Source organism: Pseudomonas azotoformans (assembly GCF_001579805.1).
Taxonomy (GTDB): Bacteria; Pseudomonadota; Gammaproteobacteria; order Pseudomonadales; family Pseudomonadaceae; genus Aquipseudomonas; species Aquipseudomonas azotoformans_A.
In genome coordinates this window covers 2,966,060-2,983,779 of sequence record NZ_CP014546.1, presented here as the reverse complement: position 1 = coordinate 2,983,779, position 17,720 = coordinate 2,966,060, and the positions used below count along the sequence as shown (strand labels likewise).

Sequence of the window (17,720 nt, the reverse complement as noted above, 5' to 3'; positions counted from 1 at the left end):
ATGGCCTCGCCAGCCCTCTCACATTTTCTTCCCCGGTTCGGCGTTGCCGCGGCAGTGGCCAGTGCGTTAAGCCTGGCCGGTTGCCAGCTCCAGAGCACCCAGGACACCCTGCCACCGGTCGCCGGCGTGCAGCCGATCAAAGGCCTGGCACAGAATGTTTCCGTGCGCCGCAATGCCCAGGGCATGCCGCTGATCGAAAGCAACACCTTCCATGATGCGCTGTTCAGCCTCGGTTATGTACACGCCAGTGATCGCATCACCCAAATGGTCACCTTGCGCCTGCTGGCCCAGGGCCGCCTGGCAGAAATGTCCGGGCCCGAGGTGCTGGATGTCGACCGGTTCATGCGCGCGGTCAACCTGAAGAAAAGCGCCGGCGAGCTGTACAACGCCTCAAGCCCGCGCCTCAAGCGCTTCTTTGAAGTGTATGCGCGTGGCGTCAACGCCTACCTGTTCCGCTACCGCGACAAGCTGCCGCCGGACCTGGCCCAGACCGGCTACAAGCCCGAGTACTGGAAGCCGGAAGATTCGGCACTGCTGTTCTGCCTGCTGAATTTCAGCGAGTCGGCCAACCTGCAGGAAGAAATTGCCTCGCTGGTGCTGGCGCAGAAAGTCGGCGTCGACAAACTCGCGTGGCTCACGCCTAGCGCGCCGGACGAAGCGATCCCGTTGGCCGAGGCCGAGAAACTCAAGGGCGTGAACCTGGGCCAGATCACAGGTCTGGCCGGGCTGGACGCGGTCAGCCAGCAACTGAGCAGCCTCAATTCGCTGGCAGTGACCACCTCAAGTAACTGGGCCATCGGCCCGCAACGCAGCCGCAGCGGTAAAAGCCTGCTGGCCGGCGACCTTGCCGCCCAGCCGCAAGCGCCGTCGCCGTGGAGCTACGTGCAGATCCGCGCACCTAAATACCAGGCCGTGGGCGCCTCGATTGCCGGCCTGCCGACGCTGTTGTCCGGCTTCAACGGCAACGTCGCGTGGAGCATGAGCACGGTCAAAGGCGACACCCAGGACCTGTTCCTGGAAAAGGTCAAACGCCAGGGCAGCGCGTTGTACTACGAGAACAACGGCAAATGGTTACCCGCCCAGGTGCGTAACGAAACCTTCTTCGTCAAAGGCCAACGCTCCATTCGCGAAGTGGTGTACGAAACCCGCCACGGCGCCCTGCTCAACAGCAGCCAGGCGCTGACCACCGGCCTGGGCCTGGCGCTGCAAACCGCCGACTTCAAGGACGACAAGAGCCTGGATGCGTTCTTCGACCTGTCCCGTGCGAAAAACGCCGGCAAGGCCTCGGACGCCACCCGCGAAATTCGCGCCATTGCGCTGAACATGATCTTCGCCGACGCCAGCAACATTGGCTGGCAAGTCACCGGACGCTTCCCCAACCGTCGCGAAGGCGAAGGCCTGCTGCCGTCGCCGGGCTGGGACACGCGGTTTGACTGGGACGGCTACGCCGACGCAATGCTGCACCCGTATGACCAGGACCCGGCCCAAGGCTGGATCGGCACCGCCAACCAACGCACCGCGCCCCGCGGTTATGGCATGCAGCTGTCCAACTCTTGGGATGCGCCGGAACGTAGCGAGCGTCTGGCGCAACTTGCCAATGCCGGCAAGCATGACAGCCGCAGCATGATTGCCATGCAGTACGACCAGACCACCACCTTCGCCGCCAAACTCAAGACCATGTTCCAAGCGCCAGGCATGGCCCAGCCGCTGAAACAGGCGATTGACTCGCTGCCAGCCGCTGAGCAGGCCAAGGCACGTGAAGCACTGGGCCGCCTGATGGCTTTTGACGGCCGCTTGGTATCCACCTCCGCCGACGCGGCGATCTATGAACTGTTCCTGCAGGAAAGCACCAAACAGATCTTCCTCGACGAACTCGGCCCGGAAAACAGTGCCAGCTGGAAGGCGTTTGTCAGCAATGCCAACCTGTCCTACGCCGCCCAGGCCGACCACTTGCTGGGCCGCGAAGACAGCCCGTTCTGGGACGACGTGCGCACCCCGCAGAAAGAAGACAAACCGGCGATCCTCGCCCGCAGCCTGGCCGCCGCAATCACTAATGGCGACAGCCAGCTGGGCGCCGATCACAAGGCCTGGCAGTGGGGCAAGTTGCACACCACCACCTGGAAAAATACCAACGGCCAGGTGATTCGCGGTCCGCTGGCCTCCGGTGGTGACCACAACACCCTGAACCCGGCGCCGTACAGCTGGGGCCAGGACTTCCGCACCACCCAGGTGCCGGCGCTGCGCATGATCGTCGACTTCGGCCAAGTGGAAGCGATGATGGGCCAGGGTGGCATCGGCCAGTCCGGCAACCCGGCCAGCCCGAACTATGCCAATGGCATCGACCCGTCGCTCAAGGCGCAATACCTGAGCTTTCCGATGCAGCCGCAGAACTTCGAGAAGGTGTATGGGAAAACCCGGTTGACCCTGACGCCGGGCAAATAACCGGAAAAGCGTGGGCTGGCTTTTACTGTGGTGAGCGGGCTTGCCCTGCTCACTACAATAGTTAATCGAACTTCCGCTCGCCAGCCCGCCTCCTACCTGATAAGCCCATCGCCCCCGGCACGTCCATGGACCTTGTCATCGCCCGCCCCGAAGGCCTCTACTGCCCCGCCGGAGATTTCTACATCGACCCCTGGCGCCCGGTCGAACGCTCGGTCATCACCCATGCCCATGGCGACCACGCCCGCACCGGCAATCAGCACTATTTGGCCGCCGCCCCTGGCGAAGGCATCCTGCGTTCACGGCTGGGTCAGGACATCAACCTGCAAACCCTGGCTTACGGCGAGCAACTGGTGCACCACGGCGTCACCTTAAGTTTTCATCCGGCCGGGCATGTCTTGGGGTCGGCCCAAGTGCGCCTGGAATACAAGGGCGAAGTCTGGGTCGCATCCGGAGACTATAAAGTCGAACCCGACGGCACCTGCGCGCCCTTTGAGCCGGTGCGCTGCCACACCTTTATCACCGAGTCGACCTTCGGCCTGCCGATCTACCGCTGGCAGCCCCAGGCGCAGATCTTCGCCGGGATCAACGACTGGTGGCAGGCGAATATCGCCGCCGGCAAGGCCAGCGTGTTGTTCTGTTATTCCTTCGGCAAGGCCCAGCGCATCCTGCATGGCATCGACGCCAGCATCGGCCCGATCCTCAGCCATGGCGCGGTCGAACCGTTGAACCGGGTGTACCGCGAGGCCGGCATCTACATCCCCGAAACCCTTTACGCCGGTGACTTCAAGAAGACCGACCCGCTGCTGCGCCAAGCCTTGATCATCGCCCCACCTTCGGCCGGCGGCAGCAGTTGGATCAAGCGCTTCGGCGACTACAGCGACGCCTTCGCCAGCGGCTGGATGCGCCTGCGCGGTACCCGACGTAGGCGCGGCGTGGACCGAGGTTTTGTACTGTCAGATCACGCCGATTGGCCCGGCCTGTTGTGGGCCATCGAGCAAACCGGCGCCGAGCGGGTGATGGTCACCCACGGGTCTGTCGGCGTATTGGTGCGCCATCTGCGGGAAAAAGGCCTGGATGCCCAGGGCTTCACCACTGAATACGGTGATGACGAAGAAGAGGCCAGCGCATGAAGGCCTTTGCCGAGTTGTACGCCAACCTCGACGCCACCACGTCCAGCAACGCCAAGCTGGCGGCGTTGCAAGCCTACTTCCGCGATGCCGCGCCGGAAGATGCGGCCTGGGCCGTGTATTTCCTGTCCGGCGGACGCCCTCGGCAACTTGTGCCGACGCGCCTGCTGCGTGACATGGCCACCGAAGCGTCGGGCATCGAGCCGTGGTTGTTTGAAGAAAGCTACCAATCGGTAGGCGACCTGGCAGAGACCATTTCCCTGCTGCTGCCGGAATCCACCTACACCTCGCAGGACGGCCTGGCGGTGTGGCTGGAGGAAAAACTCCTGCCGTTGCGTGGCCTGCCGCCGTTGGAATTGGCCGAGCGCCTGCCGGCGTTATGGGCGCAACTGGATCAGCCCAGCCTGATGGTCTGCATCAAATTGATCACCGGCAGCTTTCGCGTGGGCGTGTCCAAGCTGCTGGTCACCCGCGCCCTCGCCGCGATGGCCGACCTGGACAGCAAGCGCGTGGCGCAGCGGTTGGTGGGCTACACCGATCTGTCCAACCGTCCTACAGCCCAGGGCTATTTAAAGCTGATCGCCGCCGAATCCCCCGACGAACATGCACAACGTGGCGGGCAACCGTATCCGTTTTTTCTCGCCCATGGTTTGGCGCAACCAGTGGAGCAATTCAACGATTTGCTGGGCTCTCCCGCTGAGTGGCAAGTGGAATGGAAGTGGGATGGCATCCGCGCGCAGCTGGTGAAACGCGACGGCCGCCTGTGGATCTGGTCCCGTGGCGAAGAATTGGTGACCGAGCGTTTCCCCGAACTGCACAGCCTGGTAAGCGGGTTGCCCGATGGCACGGTGATCGATGGCGAAATCGTGGTGTGGAAAGACGCGGTGCAACCCTTCGCCCTGCTGCAACAGCGGATTGGGCGCAAGACCCTGAGCAAAAAAGTGCTGGAGGACGCCCCGGTTGCGGTGCTGGCCTACGACCTGCTGGAACACCAGGGCGACGATTGGCGCAACCACACCCAGGCTGAGCGGCGTACGCAGCTTGAACAGGTGATCGCCCAGTGCAACCAGCCGCTATTACGGGCGTCGCCGCTGTTGACCGGCGCGACTTGGGAAGAACTGGCCGAACAACGCGAAGCCTCGCGCAGCCTTGGCGTGGAAGGCATGATGCTTAAAGCACGCGATGGCCTGTATGGCGTCGGCCGCACCAAGGACATGGGCGTGTGGTGGAAGTGGAAGGTCGACCCGTTCAGCGTCGACGCGGTGTTGATCTACGCCCAGCGTGGCCATGGCCGACGCGCCAGCCTGTATAGCGACTACACCTTCGCCGTGTGGGACGGCCCGGCCGGCAGCGAACGCACGCTGGTGCCGTTTGCCAAGGCCTACTCCGGCCTGACCGACGAAGAAATGCGCAAGGTCGACGCGATTGTGCGCAAGACCACCGTGGAAAAATTCGGCCCGGTCAGCAGTGTGACGCCAAGTATGGTGTTTGAGCTGGGATTCGAGGGCATTGCCTTGTCCAAGCGACACAAGAGTGGGATTGCGGTGCGGTTTCCACGGATGTTGCGCTGGCGGCAGGACAAGAAAGTCGAGGAAGCCGACAACCTCGCCACCCTGCAAGACCTTCTGACCTGAAACAGTGCACTCATTTTTCGATGCCCATTTTCGGGCATCTCCTACACTCAGATCTCCCTTCCCGCACCTTTTAAAACGCTCATTCGGAACTATGGTGCAGAAATTGCTACTTGTGATCCGTCTGACACCGTTCAGTAACAGTCCTAAACGCGCCACAAGCGCTTATCTTGGTTTCCAGGGATTACATAATGAAAAAAGCATTGCTGACCCTTTCTGCACTGGCCCTGTGCATGGCCGCAGGTGTAGCCACGGCCAAGGAATACAAGGAATTGCGTTTTGGTGTCGATCCGTCCTACGCGCCGTTCGAATCCAAGGCCGCCGACGGCAGCCTGGTGGGCTTCGATATCGACCTGGGCAATGCGATCTGCGCCGAGCTGAAAGTGAAGTGCAAGTGGGTTGAAAGTGACTTCGACGGCATGATTCCAGGCCTCAAAGCCAACAAGTTCGACGGCGTGATTTCATCCATGACCGTGACCCCGGTGCGTGAAAAGGCCATCGACTTCTCCAGCGAACTGTTCTCCGGCCCGACTTCGCTGGTGTTCAAAAAAGGCGCGGGCTACTCGACGCCAGAGTCCCTCAAGGGCAAGTCCGTGGGCTACGAGCAAGGCACCATCCAGGAAGCCTACGCCAAGGCCGTACTGGATAAAGCCGGTGTGACCACCAAGGCCTACGCCAACCAGGACCAGGTGTACGCCGACCTGACCTCTGGCCGTCTCGACGCCTCCGTGCAGGACATGCTGCAAGCCGAACTGGGCTTCCTGAAGTCGCCGGCCGGTGCCGGTTATGAAGTCAGCGCGGCCATTGACGACCCGTTGCTGCCGTCGAAAACCGCCGTCGGTATCAAAAAAGGTAACACTGAACTGAAGGCGCTTTTGGATAAAGGTATCAAAGCGTTACACGATGATGGCACCTACGCCACCATCCAGAAGAAACACTTTGGCGATCTGAACCTGTACAGCGGCAAATAATGCCTGGAGCGCCCTTCCTTTGGAGGGGCGCTTTTTTATCGCCATAGGTCCTGATTTATGTTCGAAGAATTATTGCAAACCCTCGGGTTGAGCGCGCTCAGCCTGAAGGGTTTCGGCCCGCTGTTGCTGCAAGGCACCTGGATGACCATCAAGTTGTCGGTGCTGTCCCTGGCCGTCAGCGTGTTGCTGGGCCTGCTCGGCGCCAGCGCCAAACTCTCCAGCCTGCCCTTCCTGCGCATTCCCGCCCAGCTCTACACCACCTTGATTCGCGGCGTGCCCGACCTGGTGCTGATGCTGCTGATTTTCTACAGCCTGCAAACCTGGCTGACCGGTTTGACCGATTTCATGGAATGGGAATACATCGAAATCGACCCCTTCAGCGCCGGGGTGATCACCCTCGGTTTTATCTACGGTGCATACTTCACCGAGACGTTTCGCGGCGCGATCCTCGCAGTGCCCCGTGGCCAACTGGAAGCCGCCACAGCCTACGGCCTCAAGCGTGGCCAGCGGTTTCGCTACGTGACCTTCCCGCAGATGATGCGCTTTGCCCTGCCGGGGATCGGCAATAACTGGATGGTAATGCTCAAGGCCACGGCGCTGGTGTCGATCATCGGCCTGGCCGACTTGGTCAAAGCCGCCCAGGATGCTGGCAAGAGCACCTACCAGCTGTTTTACTTTTTGGTACTCGCGGCGTTGATCTACCTGTTGATCACCAGCGCGTCCAACTTCGTCCTGCGCCGCCTTGAACGTCGCTACTCCGCTGGCGCCCGGGAGGCCGTGCGATGATCGAACTCTTGCAGGAATACTGGCGCCCCTTCCTTTATAGCGACGGCCAGCACATCACCGGCCTGGCGATGACGATGTGGTTGCTCACGGCCGCACTGGTCATCGGCTTTCTGGTATCGATCCCGCTGTCCATCGCCCGTGTGTCGCGCAAGCGCCTGGTGCGTTGGCCGGTGCAGTTCTACACCTACCTGTTCCGGGGCACGCCGCTCTATATCCAGCTGCTGATCTGCTACACCGGCATCTACAGCCTCGCCGCCGTGCGCGAACAACCGTTGCTGGATGCGTTCTTTCGCGACGCGATGAACTGCACCATCCTGGCCTTCGCCCTCAACACCTGCGCCTACACCACGGAGATTTTTGCCGGGGCGATCCGCAGCATGGCCCACGGTGAAGTCGAAGCGGCCAAAGCCTACGGCTTGAGCGGCTGGAAGCTCTACGCCTATGTGATCATGCCGTCGGCGTTGCGTCGTTCGTTGCCGTACTACAGCAATGAAGTGATCCTGATGTTGCATTCGACCACGGTGGCCTTCACCGCGACGATCCCCGACATCCTCAAAGTGGCGCGGGATGCCAACTCGGCGACCTTCATGACTTTTCAATCATTCGGAATCGCTGCGCTGATCTACCTGACCGTGACCTTCGCCCTGGTCGGTCTGTTCCGGTTGGCGGAGCGTCGTTGGCTGGCCTTCCTCGGGCCGAGCCATTAAGGAGTTTTCATGCGTCATCAGGTCCATGAACTGATCGCGCCGGTGCCAGGCACGGCACGGCAGATTCACAGTTTTCACTTCGGCCCGGAGCAGGCTGAAGGCAAGATCTACATCCAGTCGTCGCTGCATGCCGATGAGCTGCCGGGCATGCTGGTGGCTTGGCACCTGAAGGTGCGGCTGGCTGAACTGGCGGCGGCCGGTCGCCTGCGCAGCGAGATTGTGCTGGTGCCCATCGCCAACCCGGTGGGCCTGGAACAGGTGCTGATGGATATCCCCCTGGGCCGCTATGAGCTGGAAAGCGGGCAGAATTTCAATCGCCTGTTTGTCGACCTCAGTGAAACCGTGGGTAATCAAGTCGAAGAGCTGCTTGGGGAGGATCCCCAGCACAACGTCGAGTTGATCCGCGCCGCGCTGTCCACCGCCCTCGCTGCGCAAAGCGCTGAGACCCAACTGCAATCCCAGCGCTTGGTGCTGCAACGCCTGGCATGTGACGCCGACATGGTGCTGGACCTGCATTGCGACTTCGAAGCCGTGGCGCACCTGTACACCACGCCCGAGGCCTGGCCGCAGGTTGAGCCGTTGGCGCGTTATATCGGCTCGGAGGCCAACCTGCTGGCGACCGACTCCGGCGGGCAATCCTTCGATGAGTGTTTCACCCTGGTGTGGTGGCAGTTGCAGCAACGCTTCGGCGAGCGCTTCCCGATCCCCATGGGCAGCTTTTCGGTGACCGTAGAACTGCGTGGCCAAGGCGACGTCAACCACGGCCTGGCCGCCCTCGACTGCCAGGCGATCATCGATTACCTGATTCACTTCGGCGCCATCGCCGGTGACGTCGCACCGCTGCCCGAGCTGCCCTACCCGGCCACACCCCTGGCGGGCGTTGAGCCGGTGGCTACACCCATGGGCGGCCTGCTGGTGTTCAGTGCCCTGCCTGGTGAATACCTGGAAGCCGGACAACTGATTGCCGAAATCATCGACCCCATTTCCGACCGCGTAACGCCCGTGCATTGCCGCAATGCCGGCCTGCTTTACGCCCGTTCGCTGCGCCGCATGGCCACTGCCGGGATGGTCATCGCCCATGTCGCAGGCCTTGATGCCTACCGCAGCGGCTATCTACTTTCGCCTTGAGGATGCACGCCCCATGTACAAATTGACCGTTGAAGGCCTGCATAAAAGCTATGGCGACAATGAGGTGCTCAAAGGTGTTTCGCTCAAGGCCAAGACCGGTGACGTGATCAGCCTGATCGGCGCCAGCGGCTCGGGCAAGAGCACCTTTTTGCGCTGCATCAACTTCCTGGAAACCCCCAACGACGGCGCCATGACCCTCGACGGCCAGCCGATCCGCATGGTCAGCGACCGCCACGGCATGCGCGTGGCCGATGATGCCGAACTACAGCGCCTGCGCACGCGCCTGGCGATGGTGTTCCAGCACTTCAACCTGTGGAGCCACATGAGCGTGCTGGAGAACATCACCATGGCCCCGCGCCGGGTGCTGGGCTGCAGCAAGAAGGACGCCGAGGACCGTGCCCGTCGTTACTTGGACAAGGTGGGCTTACCGGCACGCGTGGCGGATCAGTACCCGGCGTTCCTCTCCGGCGGCCAGCAGCAACGCGTCGCCATCGCGCGCGCCTTGGCCATGGAGCCAGAGGTGATGCTGTTCGACGAACCCACCTCGGCCCTCGACCCGGAGCTGGTGGGCGAAGTGTTGAAGGTGATCCAGGGGTTGGCCGAGGAAGGCCGCACCATGATCATGGTGACCCACGAAATGAGCTTTGCACGCAAAGTGTCGAGCCAGGTGTTGTTCCTGCACCAGGGCCTGGTGGAGGAACAAGGCGTGCCGGAAGAGGTGCTGGGTAATCCGAAGAGCGAACGGTTACAGCAGTTCCTCAGCGGCAATCTCAAGTAAACCTGACGTGAGCCCGGAAGGTATGCAGCGTGCGCCGGGTTTCAAGGCGCCAGCCGGCATGGGTGCAGGCGCGCGAGACGATTTCCAGGCCAAAGCCGAAGCCCGGTGACGCGAGCTGGTCCACCCGGTTATTCAGGATGACTAGATGCTGCTCCGTGAGGACCACGCGGATTTTCCCGGCACCGTGCTGAACAGCGTTACCCAGCAGGTTCTGCACCACGCTGCGGGCGATCGCCTCGTTGGCCTGGGTGATCGTCGGCGCACCGGCAAACACCCGCGCACCGGCGGCATGGGGGTAAAGCAGCTGATATTTCTCGATCTGTTCGGCGACGACAGCAGCCAGGTCAATCGCCTCATGGGGCAATTGCCGCGGTTCACGGGCCAGGGACAAAAACAGCTCGATCGTCATTTTCATCCCGGCCAGGGCAGCTTCCATGCGCAACAGGCTACGCGCTGATTTTTCCGCGTTGCAGCCTGGCAGGCGCAGGATCGCCAGGCAGTTGTTCAAGATACTCAGGGGCGTGCGCAACTCATGGCTGACGTGTCGGGTGAATGCCTTTTCCCGCTGCAACGTGCTGTGTTGCTGGGTTACAAGTGAAGACAGCGTGCGGCTCAAGGTGCCGATCTCATCCTGGCGATCAAAGCCGCTGAACCGGACCGGCCCAGGCACGGCATCCGCGACTTCCGCCGCCAACTGGCTCACTGGCTGGGCAATGGCCCGGGCAATGGCGATGGCCAGGATGGCGCCAAGGATCAGGATCAAGCCTGCGCCTGCACACAACAGTCCGAAAATCTGCGTGCGGTAGCCTTCAGTCTGGCTGAGCTTGGATTCATCCAGTAACAAGACCAGCAACGCGGACTCGCCGCCAACGGCACTCACCAATACGTGCACATCCCCTTTCGCAAGTTCGTGGTGCCCCGGCGGCAGGTTCAGGGCAACCAAAGGCAATGTGGGGTCCGTCGACCAATAGCCTTTCAGGTAGATCGCGTTGGGCATTGGCGCGGCACGTCCCACCTGGGCGTGTTTACCCTGAAACGCCTCGGCCTCCAGGTTCAGATAGCTCTCGACGATGTAATCCTCGGTGACGGCGACTGCGAGCCAGATCAGCAGGCTATAGAACCCGGTGATCAATGCCATGAACGGCAGCAGGGTGTAGAGGATTCGCGTGAAGAATGAGTCAGTGGGGAATAGCAAGGCGGTACCCTTTCCCGTGGACAGTCCGGATCAGATCATTGCCGTAGGGTTTGCCCAGGGTTTGCCTCAGCCGGTAAATGTAGGTGCGTAGCGCATCACTGTCCGGCGGATCGCCTTCGGGCCACAGTGCGGCTTCAAGCTTGTGTCGGCTGACCGGCTCCGGCGCCACATCAGCCAACAGGTTCAACAGGCTGAACTGAAGGGCAGGCAACACCTTGACGACACCGTTGTGGCGCAACGATTGAGAGGCCGGGTCAATGATCAGGTCGCCCAATTGCCGAGGACTTCGCGGTTTGCGCGGCGCCCCACGGCGCATCAGCGCACGGATGCGCCAGATCAACTCCTGGGGCTCGAACGGCTTGATCAAGTAATCGTCACCGCCGGCTTCATAACCCTCCTCCTTATCAGGGAGCGCATCGCGGGCGGTCAGGAACAGGACCGGCGTTTCATTCTGCTCCCGGCGCAATTGGCGACAGGTGTCAAAACCGCTCATACGGGGCATGGCGACATCCATCACAATCAGGTCGTATTCATGCTGGCGGACACGTTCCAGGCAACTTCGCCCATCACGCGCGAAGTCCACTTCGTAACCAAACTCGCCGAGATAATCTCCCAACGAACCTGCCAATGCGTGATCATCTTCCACCAGTAATATTTCCATAAAGACAAACTCCAAATTCGCACAAACAGTTAAGACATTTCCTTCAGCAAACAATTAAAAACCCACAACAAATACCATTTCACAACGTGACATTTGATTCACGTCTCATCTTATACATTCTGGCAATGCAAAGAATACTGAGTTTGTTCATCCGCTACTTGAGCGCAGGCGCCATCGCGACGTTGGTTCATTACGGGGTATTTGTTTGTTTATTAAGGTGGTTCGCCCCCACGCCATCGACGTTTCTTGCTGCGTCTACAGGGGCTTTGATCGCCTATTGCCTGTCCAGGCATTGGGTATTTGCACAACGATCCTGTAACAGATTGCGTTTTTTTATTACGGCCACCAGCCAGGTTTTAACCAACACCTTAATGGTCAACTTACTGACCTTCTGGGGGGCTCCTCCACTGCTTGCACAAGTACTGGCAACCGCCGCCGTTACCTTTCAGGGCTTTACGATCAACCACTTCTGGGTATTCAAACATGACCTTCATCGCAAGCCTTTCCAGTGAACCCATACCGGATGCACAACTTACAATACTGGTCCCCTGCTTTAACGAACAATGCGTAATAGCCGAACTTCACTCACGGCTGATGGCAATCGTCGACGGATTGAAAGTCCCCACTGAAGTGCTCTATATCAATGACGGCAGCCAAGACCGGACAGCGGCGATCATCGATCAGTTTTCCCAGGACCCACGGGTCAAGAGCCTGCACTTGAGCCGTAACTTCGGCAAGGAAGCCGCCATGCGCGCGGGCATCAATGCCGTGGAAAGCGGCGCGGTGATCATCATGGACAGCGACCTGCAGGACCCGCCCGAGTTGATCCCGCAGATGGTGCAGGAATGGCTCAAAGGCTACGAGATCGTGAACATGCAACGCCGCTCGCGGCGGTGTGACTCCTGGGCGAAACGCACGGCCGCGCGACTTTACTACGCGACCATGGATCAACTGATCGACGACTTTGAGATACCCCAGCAAGTCAGCGACTTCAGGTTGATCGGGCCCCATGCACGGGCAGCCATACGCGCCATGGACGACAACGCCGGCGTGTTGAAACTGCTGGTCAGTTGGCTCGGCTATCCGAGTACCGAAGTGAACTACGACCGCACCGCGCGCCAGGCCGGCAGGACCAAATGGAACACGCTGTCATTGCTGGACCTGTGTGCCGACTCGATTCTGGCCTTCTCCACACGTCCACTGCGGATTTACAGCTACTTGAGTGTCACCAGCTTTCTGATCGGCTCGCTTTGGGTCGTTGCGGCGGCGACCTTCGGTGAACTCACTTACGAACATCTGCTGGTGCAATCGATCCTGTTGCTGTGCCTGGGCACCGCCGTGATCGGCGAGTACGTCGGCCGGGTGCTGAAGGTGGTGAGCCCCAGGCCCAACGCTCTGCATAAACGCAAGCACCCTTGAATCCCTTCGAAAAGGTTGTCGCCATGAACCGCTCCGCCTCCATCCGTCTGCTCTGGGGCATCCTGATGACCGTGCTGCTGGTGCGCCTGGTCACACTGGGGCTGTATCCGCTCATGGACACGTCGGAAGCCCGCTATGCGGAAATTGCCCGCAAGATGCTGGTCTCCAATGACTGGATCACCCCGATGTTCGACCACGGCGTGCCATTCTGGGGCAAACCGCCGCTGTCATTCTGGCTACAGGCGTTGAGCATGCAGGTGTTCGGCATCAACGAGTTCGCCAGCCGTTTCTCCAGCTGGTTGATGCATGTCGCCAGTTGCCTGCTCATCGTGCATTTCGCCAGCCGGGAACGCAGCCTTCAGGTCGGGTTGACCGCGGCGATTATCTATTCGACATGCGCCCTCGGGTTCTTTGCCAGCGGCGCGGTCTTGACTGACAGCGCACTGGCCTTCGCCCTTCTGCTCGCCCATCTGGGGTTGTGGCGCGGGCTGGTACACGCGGACCGAGGCTGGGCGCTGGTCGGTTTTTTTGGGCTGGGCCTCGGCCTGCTCGCGAAGGGCCCATTGGCGCTGGTTCTGATTACGCTGCCAGCAGCCCTGTGGCTGGCCCTCACTGGCCACTGGCGCCGGCTGCTCAGCCTGCCGTGGTTGCCAGGCATCGCGTTGATGCTTGCCGTGGCGCTGCCTTGGTATTGGCTGGCGGAACAAAAGACACCGGGGTTCCTGAAATACTTCATCGTCGGCGAACACTTCAGCCGCTACGTCATCAGCAACTGGCAGGGCGACCTCTACGGCAGCGCACATGCCCAACCCTTGGCGATGATCTGGCTGCATCTGCTGGGCGGGCTTTTACCTTGGGCATTGTTCCTGCCATTGCTGGTGAAGTGGCGCTCCTCAGTGCATGGCCAGCGCGAATACTTCATCTTTGTACTGGCATGGGCGCTTTCAACACCGCTGTTCTTCACCCTCTCCACCAACATTCTCTGGACCTACGTACTGCCTGCGCTGCCGGCCTGGGCGCTACTGCTGGCCGATGTCATCTGCCAGAAAATACGCGCAATCGTCATCGCCGCCGTAGCACTGGCACTGCCGATCACCGGCTGCCTGATCATCATCAGCGGCCAGCTGTCCGATCGCCCACAAAACCAGAAAGACATGGTTGCCTTGTGGAAGGTGCAACAACCCGCCGCCCCCGGCGACCTGATCTATCTGGGGACGCGCTCCTATTCGGCGGAGTTTTACAGTGCTGGCTGGGCTCGCCACACCCAACAGCTGCAACAGCTGCCACTGTCCCAGGACTTTTATCTGGTTCGACGCCAGGCCAGCATGCCGCTGGACATGCCGGCGTCCGTCACTTGCGCAAGGGTGGGCCAGGCCAACGCTTCCGGGTTGCATTATTGCGGTGTCAAGTCGCAATAACCGGTTAAACCTTTGCCATGCCCGGAGGGTCTGTGAAATAGGCCCTCCAGAGCATCAGCCGTTGTATGGCAACTTCCCACAACTTCGCCAAGACATGGTTTGCCGCCAAGGGCTGGAAGCCGTTCACCTTTCAAAAAGACGTATGGGCGGCGGTTAAAGCAGGCCACTCGGGATTGCTGCATGCCAGCACCGGTTCCGGGAAAACCTACGCGCTGTGGTTTGCTGCCCTCAATCGTTTCGCCATCGCCATCGCCCGCGCCCCGACTACCGGCAAACGCAAACCGCCTGCCGAACCGTTGACGGTGCTGTGGATCACGCCGATGCGCGCCCTCGCCGCCGACACCGCGCGCGCCCTCGAAGCGCCACTTGAAGCGCTACAGATTCCGTGGAGCGTGGGCCTGCGTACCGGCGACACCAGCAACAGCGAACGCGCGCGGCAGACCCGTCGCCAGCCCACCGCGCTGGTCACCACCCCGGAAAGTCTGACGCTGATGCTCGCCCGTGCCGACAGCGAGACCAGCCTGGGGCACCTGCGCATGGTGGTAGTGGATGAATGGCACGAACTGATCGGTAATAAACGCGGCGTGCAACTGCAACTGGCGCTGGCACGGTTGCGGCGCTGGCACCCAGATTTGATGGTGTGGGGTATTTCGGCGACCTTGGGTAATCAGGCTCACGCACTGGAGGTCTTGGTCCCACAGGGCGACGGGATCAATGTGCAGGGGCAAACGGCTAAACAGTTGGTGATCGACACCTTATTGCCCCCCGTGACCGAGCGCTTTCCGTGGGCCGGTCATATCGGTTTGAAAATGTTGCCCCAGGTGGTGGCCGAGGTAGACGCCAGTAATAGTTGCCTGGTGTTTACCAACACGCGGGCGCAATCGGAGATCTGGTTTCAGGCATTGCTGGACGCCCGCCCCGATTGGGCCGGGGTGATTGCGCTGCACCATGGCTCTTTATCCAGAGAAACCCGTGACTGGGTGGAACGGGCCTTGAAAGACGGCCAGCTCAAGGCCGTGGTGTGTACCTCAAGCCTGGACCTGGGAGTGGATTTCCTGCCAGTGGAGCGTGTGCTGCAGATCGGCTCGGCCAAAGGTGTGGCGCGGCTGATGCAACGCGCCGGGCGCTCGGGGCATGCGCCGGGGCGGCCGTCGCGGGTGACGTTGGTGCCGACCCACAGCCTGGAGTTGGTGGAAGCCGCCGCGGCCCAGGATGCGATTGCGCAACGGCGTATCGAGGCACGGGAATCGCCTTACAAGCCTTTGGATGTACTCGTACAACATTTGGTGAGCATGGCGCTGGGCGGTGGCTTTACGCCGGATGCGTTGCTGGCGGAAGTGCGCAGTGCCTGGGCCCTACCATGACCTGACGGCTGAAGACTGGGCCTGGGCCCTGGGTTTTGTGCGGCACGGGGGGCTGTCGCTGACGGCCTACCCGGATTACCGACGCGTGGAGCCGGACGAGCACGGCATCTGGCGCGTCCCGGATGCACGACTGGCGCGGCGCCATCGGATGAGCGTGGGCACTATCGTCAGTGACGCCAGCATCCATCTGAAATTCTGGAGCAAGGGTGGTGGCGGCAAGAACCTGGGCAGTGTCGAGGAAGGGTTTATTGCACGGCTCAAACCGGGAGATGGGTTCCTGTTTGCCGGGCGCCTGCTGGAATTGGTCCGTGTGGAAAACATGACCGCTTATGTACGTCGCAGCAGCGCCAAGAAAGCCGCTGTGCCGCGCTGGAATGGCGGGCGCATGCCGCTTTCCAATGAACTGGCGCAAGCGGTGGTGGAGCGCTTTGATGCTGCGGCCCATGGGCACTTTGAAGGGCCGGAGATGCAAGCGGTGCAACCCTTGTTGCAGACACAGTTGCGCTGGTCGGGCTTGCCGACTCGCAAGCATTTGTTGGCTGAGGCGCTTAAGTCACGCGAAGGCTGGCACCTGTTTCTCTATCCCTTTGCCGGGCGCCAGGTGCACCTGGGGCTGGCGAGTCTGTTGGCATGGCGCGTGAGCCAAGGGCAGGCCGTTACCTTCTCGATCGCGGTCAACGATTATGGGCTGGAACTGCTGAGTGCCACCGAAGTGGATTGGCCGACGGTATTGAACGGAGCGCTGCTGAGTCCGCAGAACCTCCTGGAAGATGTAGCGGCCAGCCTGAATGCCGGGGAACTGGCCCTGCGCCGTTTTCGTGAAATCGCGCGCATTGCCGGGTTGGTATTTGCCGGCTACCCCGGCGCGCCGAAAAGTACCCGGCAGGTGCAGGCTTCCAGCGGGTTGTTCTTTGAGGTGTTCAAGCAGTACGACCCACAGAACTTGTTGCTGACCCAGGCAGGCGAAGAAGTCCTACGCGATGAGCTGGACATTCGTCGCCTCGAAGAGACATTACGTCATCTTTGCGCGCTGAAACTGGACTTGCATCGGATCGAACGCCCTACGCCCTTGGCATTCCCGCTGCTGGTTGAACGGATGCGCGAAAGCATGAGTTCGGAAAAACTCTCAGAGCGCATCGCACGGATGGTCAAGGACCTGGAAAAAGTCGCGGATAACGGGAAACGCTGATGGTGTGCACGGTGATGCTGGAGGGTGAGGAATTGTGGTTGCTGGCAGACAAGGCGGTCTACTGGCCTGCGCGCCAATGCCTGATGATCGCCGACGCACATTTCGGCAAGGCCTCGGCGTATCGCAGCCTCGGGCAGCCGGTGCCACAAGGCACCACCACAGAGAACCTGCAGCGCCTGGACCGGTTGCTCTCGGCGCTAGCCTGCACTCAGGTGATCTTTCTCGGCGACTTCCTGCACGGTCCGGGATCACACGCCAGTGGCACGCTGGGCGCATTGAGACGCTGGCGGGCCCTTAATCCTGACCTGCCCATTACATTGATTCGGGGCAATCACGATAAACGCGCGGGGGACCCGCCCGAGGACTTGAGGATAGACGTGGTAACGGAGCCGCTGCTGGTGGGCCCTTTTGCCTTGCAGCACGAACCTGACGCCCATCCCAGCCACCACGTGCTGGCGGGGCATGTACATCCGGTGTACCGGTTGCGCGGCAAGGGTCGGCAGAGCTTGCGGCTGCCGTGCTTTGTGATCGGCGCCCGAGTCAGCCTGCTGCCGGCGTTCGGTGCATTTACCGGCGGGCATGGGGTGGAGCAGGACAATGACCGCCGAATCTATGTGATTGGCGATCATGAAGTCTGGCCGGTGAGCTAGTAATCAGGCGACAGGCGCGGGTGGTGGCTCGTCCGGCAAGGTCGGCTCGCCTGGTTCGGTGGGCTGTGGATAGTCCGGCTCAGGCTGGCCGGGGATGCCGCCGGCATAAGCAGGATCGGCCATCAGGGACCAGGCCAGAACGCCAATCTGATTGGGTTCAAGCCGGGCAAGTTCTGCGCTTATTCGCGGGTCGAGCTTCATAAGGTACTCCTCAAGCGTGGCCCGGCGCGTTTTACACACGCCGGGGCAGTACA

General features: G+C 61.1%; 15 protein-coding genes and 1 pseudogene. 13 read left to right on the top strand and 3 right to left on the bottom strand.

Going from position 1 to position 17,720, the window contains the following annotated elements; genetic code table 11:
- The 8 genes from AYR47_RS13795 (at position 1) to AYR47_RS13760 (ending at position 9,570) form a co-directional block, all read left to right on the top strand.
- On the top strand, positions 1–2,442 hold the full coding sequence (locus AYR47_RS13795; protein ID WP_061435566.1) for a penicillin acylase family protein: 2,442 nt from the start codon (positions 1–3) through the stop codon (positions 2,440–2,442).
- Between the two features lie 125 nt (positions 2,443–2,567).
- Positions 2,568–3,572: a ligase-associated DNA damage response exonuclease gene (locus AYR47_RS13790; RefSeq protein ID WP_061435563.1), complete on the top strand. Its 1,005-nt coding sequence runs from the start codon at positions 2,568–2,570 to the stop codon at positions 3,570–3,572.
- Positions 3,569–5,203: an ATP-dependent DNA ligase gene (locus AYR47_RS13785; RefSeq protein WP_061435561.1), complete on the top strand. Its 1,635-nt coding sequence runs from the start codon at positions 3,569–3,571 to the stop codon at positions 5,201–5,203. The genes AYR47_RS13790 and AYR47_RS13785 overlap by 4 nt, the downstream gene beginning before the upstream one ends.
- A 188-nt stretch (positions 5,204–5,391) precedes the next feature.
- Positions 5,392–6,171 (top strand): transporter substrate-binding domain-containing protein, encoded by a 780-nt coding sequence (locus AYR47_RS13780; protein ID WP_033902768.1) that lies wholly within the window; start codon positions 5,392–5,394, stop codon positions 6,169–6,171.
- Between the two features lie 57 nt (positions 6,172–6,228).
- Positions 6,229–6,957, top strand: a complete 729-nt coding sequence (locus AYR47_RS13775; protein WP_010212412.1) for an ABC transporter permease — start codon at positions 6,229–6,231, stop codon at positions 6,955–6,957.
- A complete protein-coding gene (locus tag AYR47_RS13770; RefSeq protein ID WP_028619222.1) occupies positions 6,954–7,664 on the top strand; it encodes an ABC transporter permease in 711 nt (236 codons plus the stop codon). The genes AYR47_RS13775 and AYR47_RS13770 overlap by 4 nt, the downstream gene beginning before the upstream one ends.
- 9 nt (positions 7,665–7,673) lie before the next feature.
- Positions 7,674–8,792 carry a succinylglutamate desuccinylase/aspartoacylase family protein gene (locus AYR47_RS13765; RefSeq protein WP_061435560.1) on the top strand — a complete coding sequence of 373 codons (1,119 nt, stop codon included), beginning with the start codon at positions 7,674–7,676 and terminating at the stop codon, positions 8,790–8,792.
- Positions 8,793–8,805: 13 nt separating this feature from the next.
- Positions 8,806–9,570, top strand: coding sequence for an ABC transporter ATP-binding protein (locus AYR47_RS13760; protein ID WP_061435558.1), 765 nt, complete (start codon positions 8,806–8,808; stop codon positions 9,568–9,570).
- Here AYR47_RS13760 and AYR47_RS13755 read toward each other — a convergent pair.
- Together AYR47_RS13755 and AYR47_RS13750 are read right to left on the bottom strand one after the other, a co-directional pair.
- On the bottom strand, positions 9,563–10,765 hold the full coding sequence (locus AYR47_RS13755) for a sensor histidine kinase (protein ID WP_061435556.1): 1,203 nt from the start codon (positions 10,763–10,765) through the stop codon (positions 9,563–9,565). The two genes, AYR47_RS13760 and AYR47_RS13755, sit on opposite strands and share 8 nt — an antisense overlap.
- The gene (locus tag AYR47_RS13750; RefSeq protein WP_156487797.1) at positions 10,749–11,480 is read right to left on the bottom strand and encodes a response regulator transcription factor; all 732 of its coding nucleotides are present in this window, start codon (positions 11,478–11,480) and stop codon (positions 10,749–10,751) included. Before AYR47_RS13750 ends, AYR47_RS13755 begins: the two co-directional genes overlap by 17 nt.
- 89 nt (positions 11,481–11,569) lie before the next feature.
- Between AYR47_RS13750 and AYR47_RS32055 the strand changes: the two genes are divergently transcribed.
- The 5 genes and pseudogenes from AYR47_RS32055 to pdeM all read left to right on the top strand — a co-directional run bounded on the left by AYR47_RS32055 (position 11,570) and on the right by pdeM (position 17,466).
- On the top strand, positions 11,570–11,938 hold the full coding sequence (locus tag AYR47_RS32055; RefSeq protein WP_162240134.1) for a GtrA family protein: 369 nt from the start codon (positions 11,570–11,572) through the stop codon (positions 11,936–11,938).
- Complete coding sequence (locus AYR47_RS13745) at positions 11,910–12,845, top strand: glycosyltransferase family 2 protein (RefSeq protein ID WP_082781494.1); 936 nt, start codon at positions 11,910–11,912, stop codon at positions 12,843–12,845. The genes AYR47_RS32055 and AYR47_RS13745 overlap by 29 nt, the downstream gene beginning before the upstream one ends.
- 23 nt (positions 12,846–12,868) lie before the next feature.
- Positions 12,869–14,263: an ArnT family glycosyltransferase gene (locus AYR47_RS13740; protein ID WP_061435553.1), complete on the top strand. Its 1,395-nt coding sequence runs from the start codon at positions 12,869–12,871 to the stop codon at positions 14,261–14,263.
- Positions 14,264–14,328: 65 nt separating this feature from the next.
- Positions 14,329–16,816 (top strand): annotated as a pseudogene (locus AYR47_RS13735) (ligase-associated DNA damage response DEXH box helicase).
- Positions 16,816–17,466, top strand: coding sequence for a ligase-associated DNA damage response endonuclease PdeM (gene pdeM, locus AYR47_RS13730; protein ID WP_033902776.1), 651 nt, complete (start codon positions 16,816–16,818; stop codon positions 17,464–17,466). Before AYR47_RS13735 ends, pdeM begins: the two are co-directional and overlap by 1 nt.
- Positions 17,467–17,469: 3 nt before the next feature.
- Here pdeM and AYR47_RS13725 read toward each other — a convergent pair whose 3' ends face one another.
- Positions 17,470–17,667, bottom strand: coding sequence for a hypothetical protein (locus tag AYR47_RS13725; RefSeq protein ID WP_016976883.1), 198 nt, complete (start codon positions 17,665–17,667; stop codon positions 17,470–17,472).
- Positions 17,668–17,720: the final 53 nt, after the last annotated feature.

Bases quoted from the DNA above. Each gene is read 5' to 3' on its own strand.
- AYR47_RS13745 (WP_082781494.1), top strand. From the start codon at position 11,910: ATGACCTTCATCGCAAGCCTTTCCAGTGAACCCATACCGGATGCACAA.
- AYR47_RS13785 (WP_061435561.1), top strand. From the start codon at position 3,569: ATGAAGGCCTTTGCCGAGTTGTACGCCAACCTCGACGCCACCACGTCC.
- pdeM (WP_033902776.1), top strand. From the start codon at position 16,816: ATGGTGTGCACGGTGATGCTGGAGGGTGAGGAATTGTGGTTGCTGGCA.
- AYR47_RS13760 (WP_061435558.1), top strand. From the start codon at position 8,806: ATGTACAAATTGACCGTTGAAGGCCTGCATAAAAGCTATGGCGACAAT.
- AYR47_RS13740 (WP_061435553.1), top strand. From the start codon at position 12,869: ATGAACCGCTCCGCCTCCATCCGTCTGCTCTGGGGCATCCTGATGACC.
- AYR47_RS13725 (WP_016976883.1), bottom strand. From the start codon at position 17,667: ATGAAGCTCGACCCGCGAATAAGCGCAGAACTTGCCCGGCTTGAACCC.
- AYR47_RS13790 (WP_061435563.1), top strand. From the start codon at position 2,568: ATGGACCTTGTCATCGCCCGCCCCGAAGGCCTCTACTGCCCCGCCGGA.
- AYR47_RS13765 (WP_061435560.1), top strand. From the start codon at position 7,674: ATGCGTCATCAGGTCCATGAACTGATCGCGCCGGTGCCAGGCACGGCA.
- AYR47_RS13795 (WP_061435566.1), top strand. From the start codon at position 1: ATGGCCTCGCCAGCCCTCTCACATTTTCTTCCCCGGTTCGGCGTTGCC.
- AYR47_RS13780 (WP_033902768.1), top strand. From the start codon at position 5,392: ATGAAAAAAGCATTGCTGACCCTTTCTGCACTGGCCCTGTGCATGGCC.
- AYR47_RS13775 (WP_010212412.1), top strand. From the start codon at position 6,229: ATGTTCGAAGAATTATTGCAAACCCTCGGGTTGAGCGCGCTCAGCCTG.
- AYR47_RS13770 (WP_028619222.1), top strand. From the start codon at position 6,954: ATGATCGAACTCTTGCAGGAATACTGGCGCCCCTTCCTTTATAGCGAC.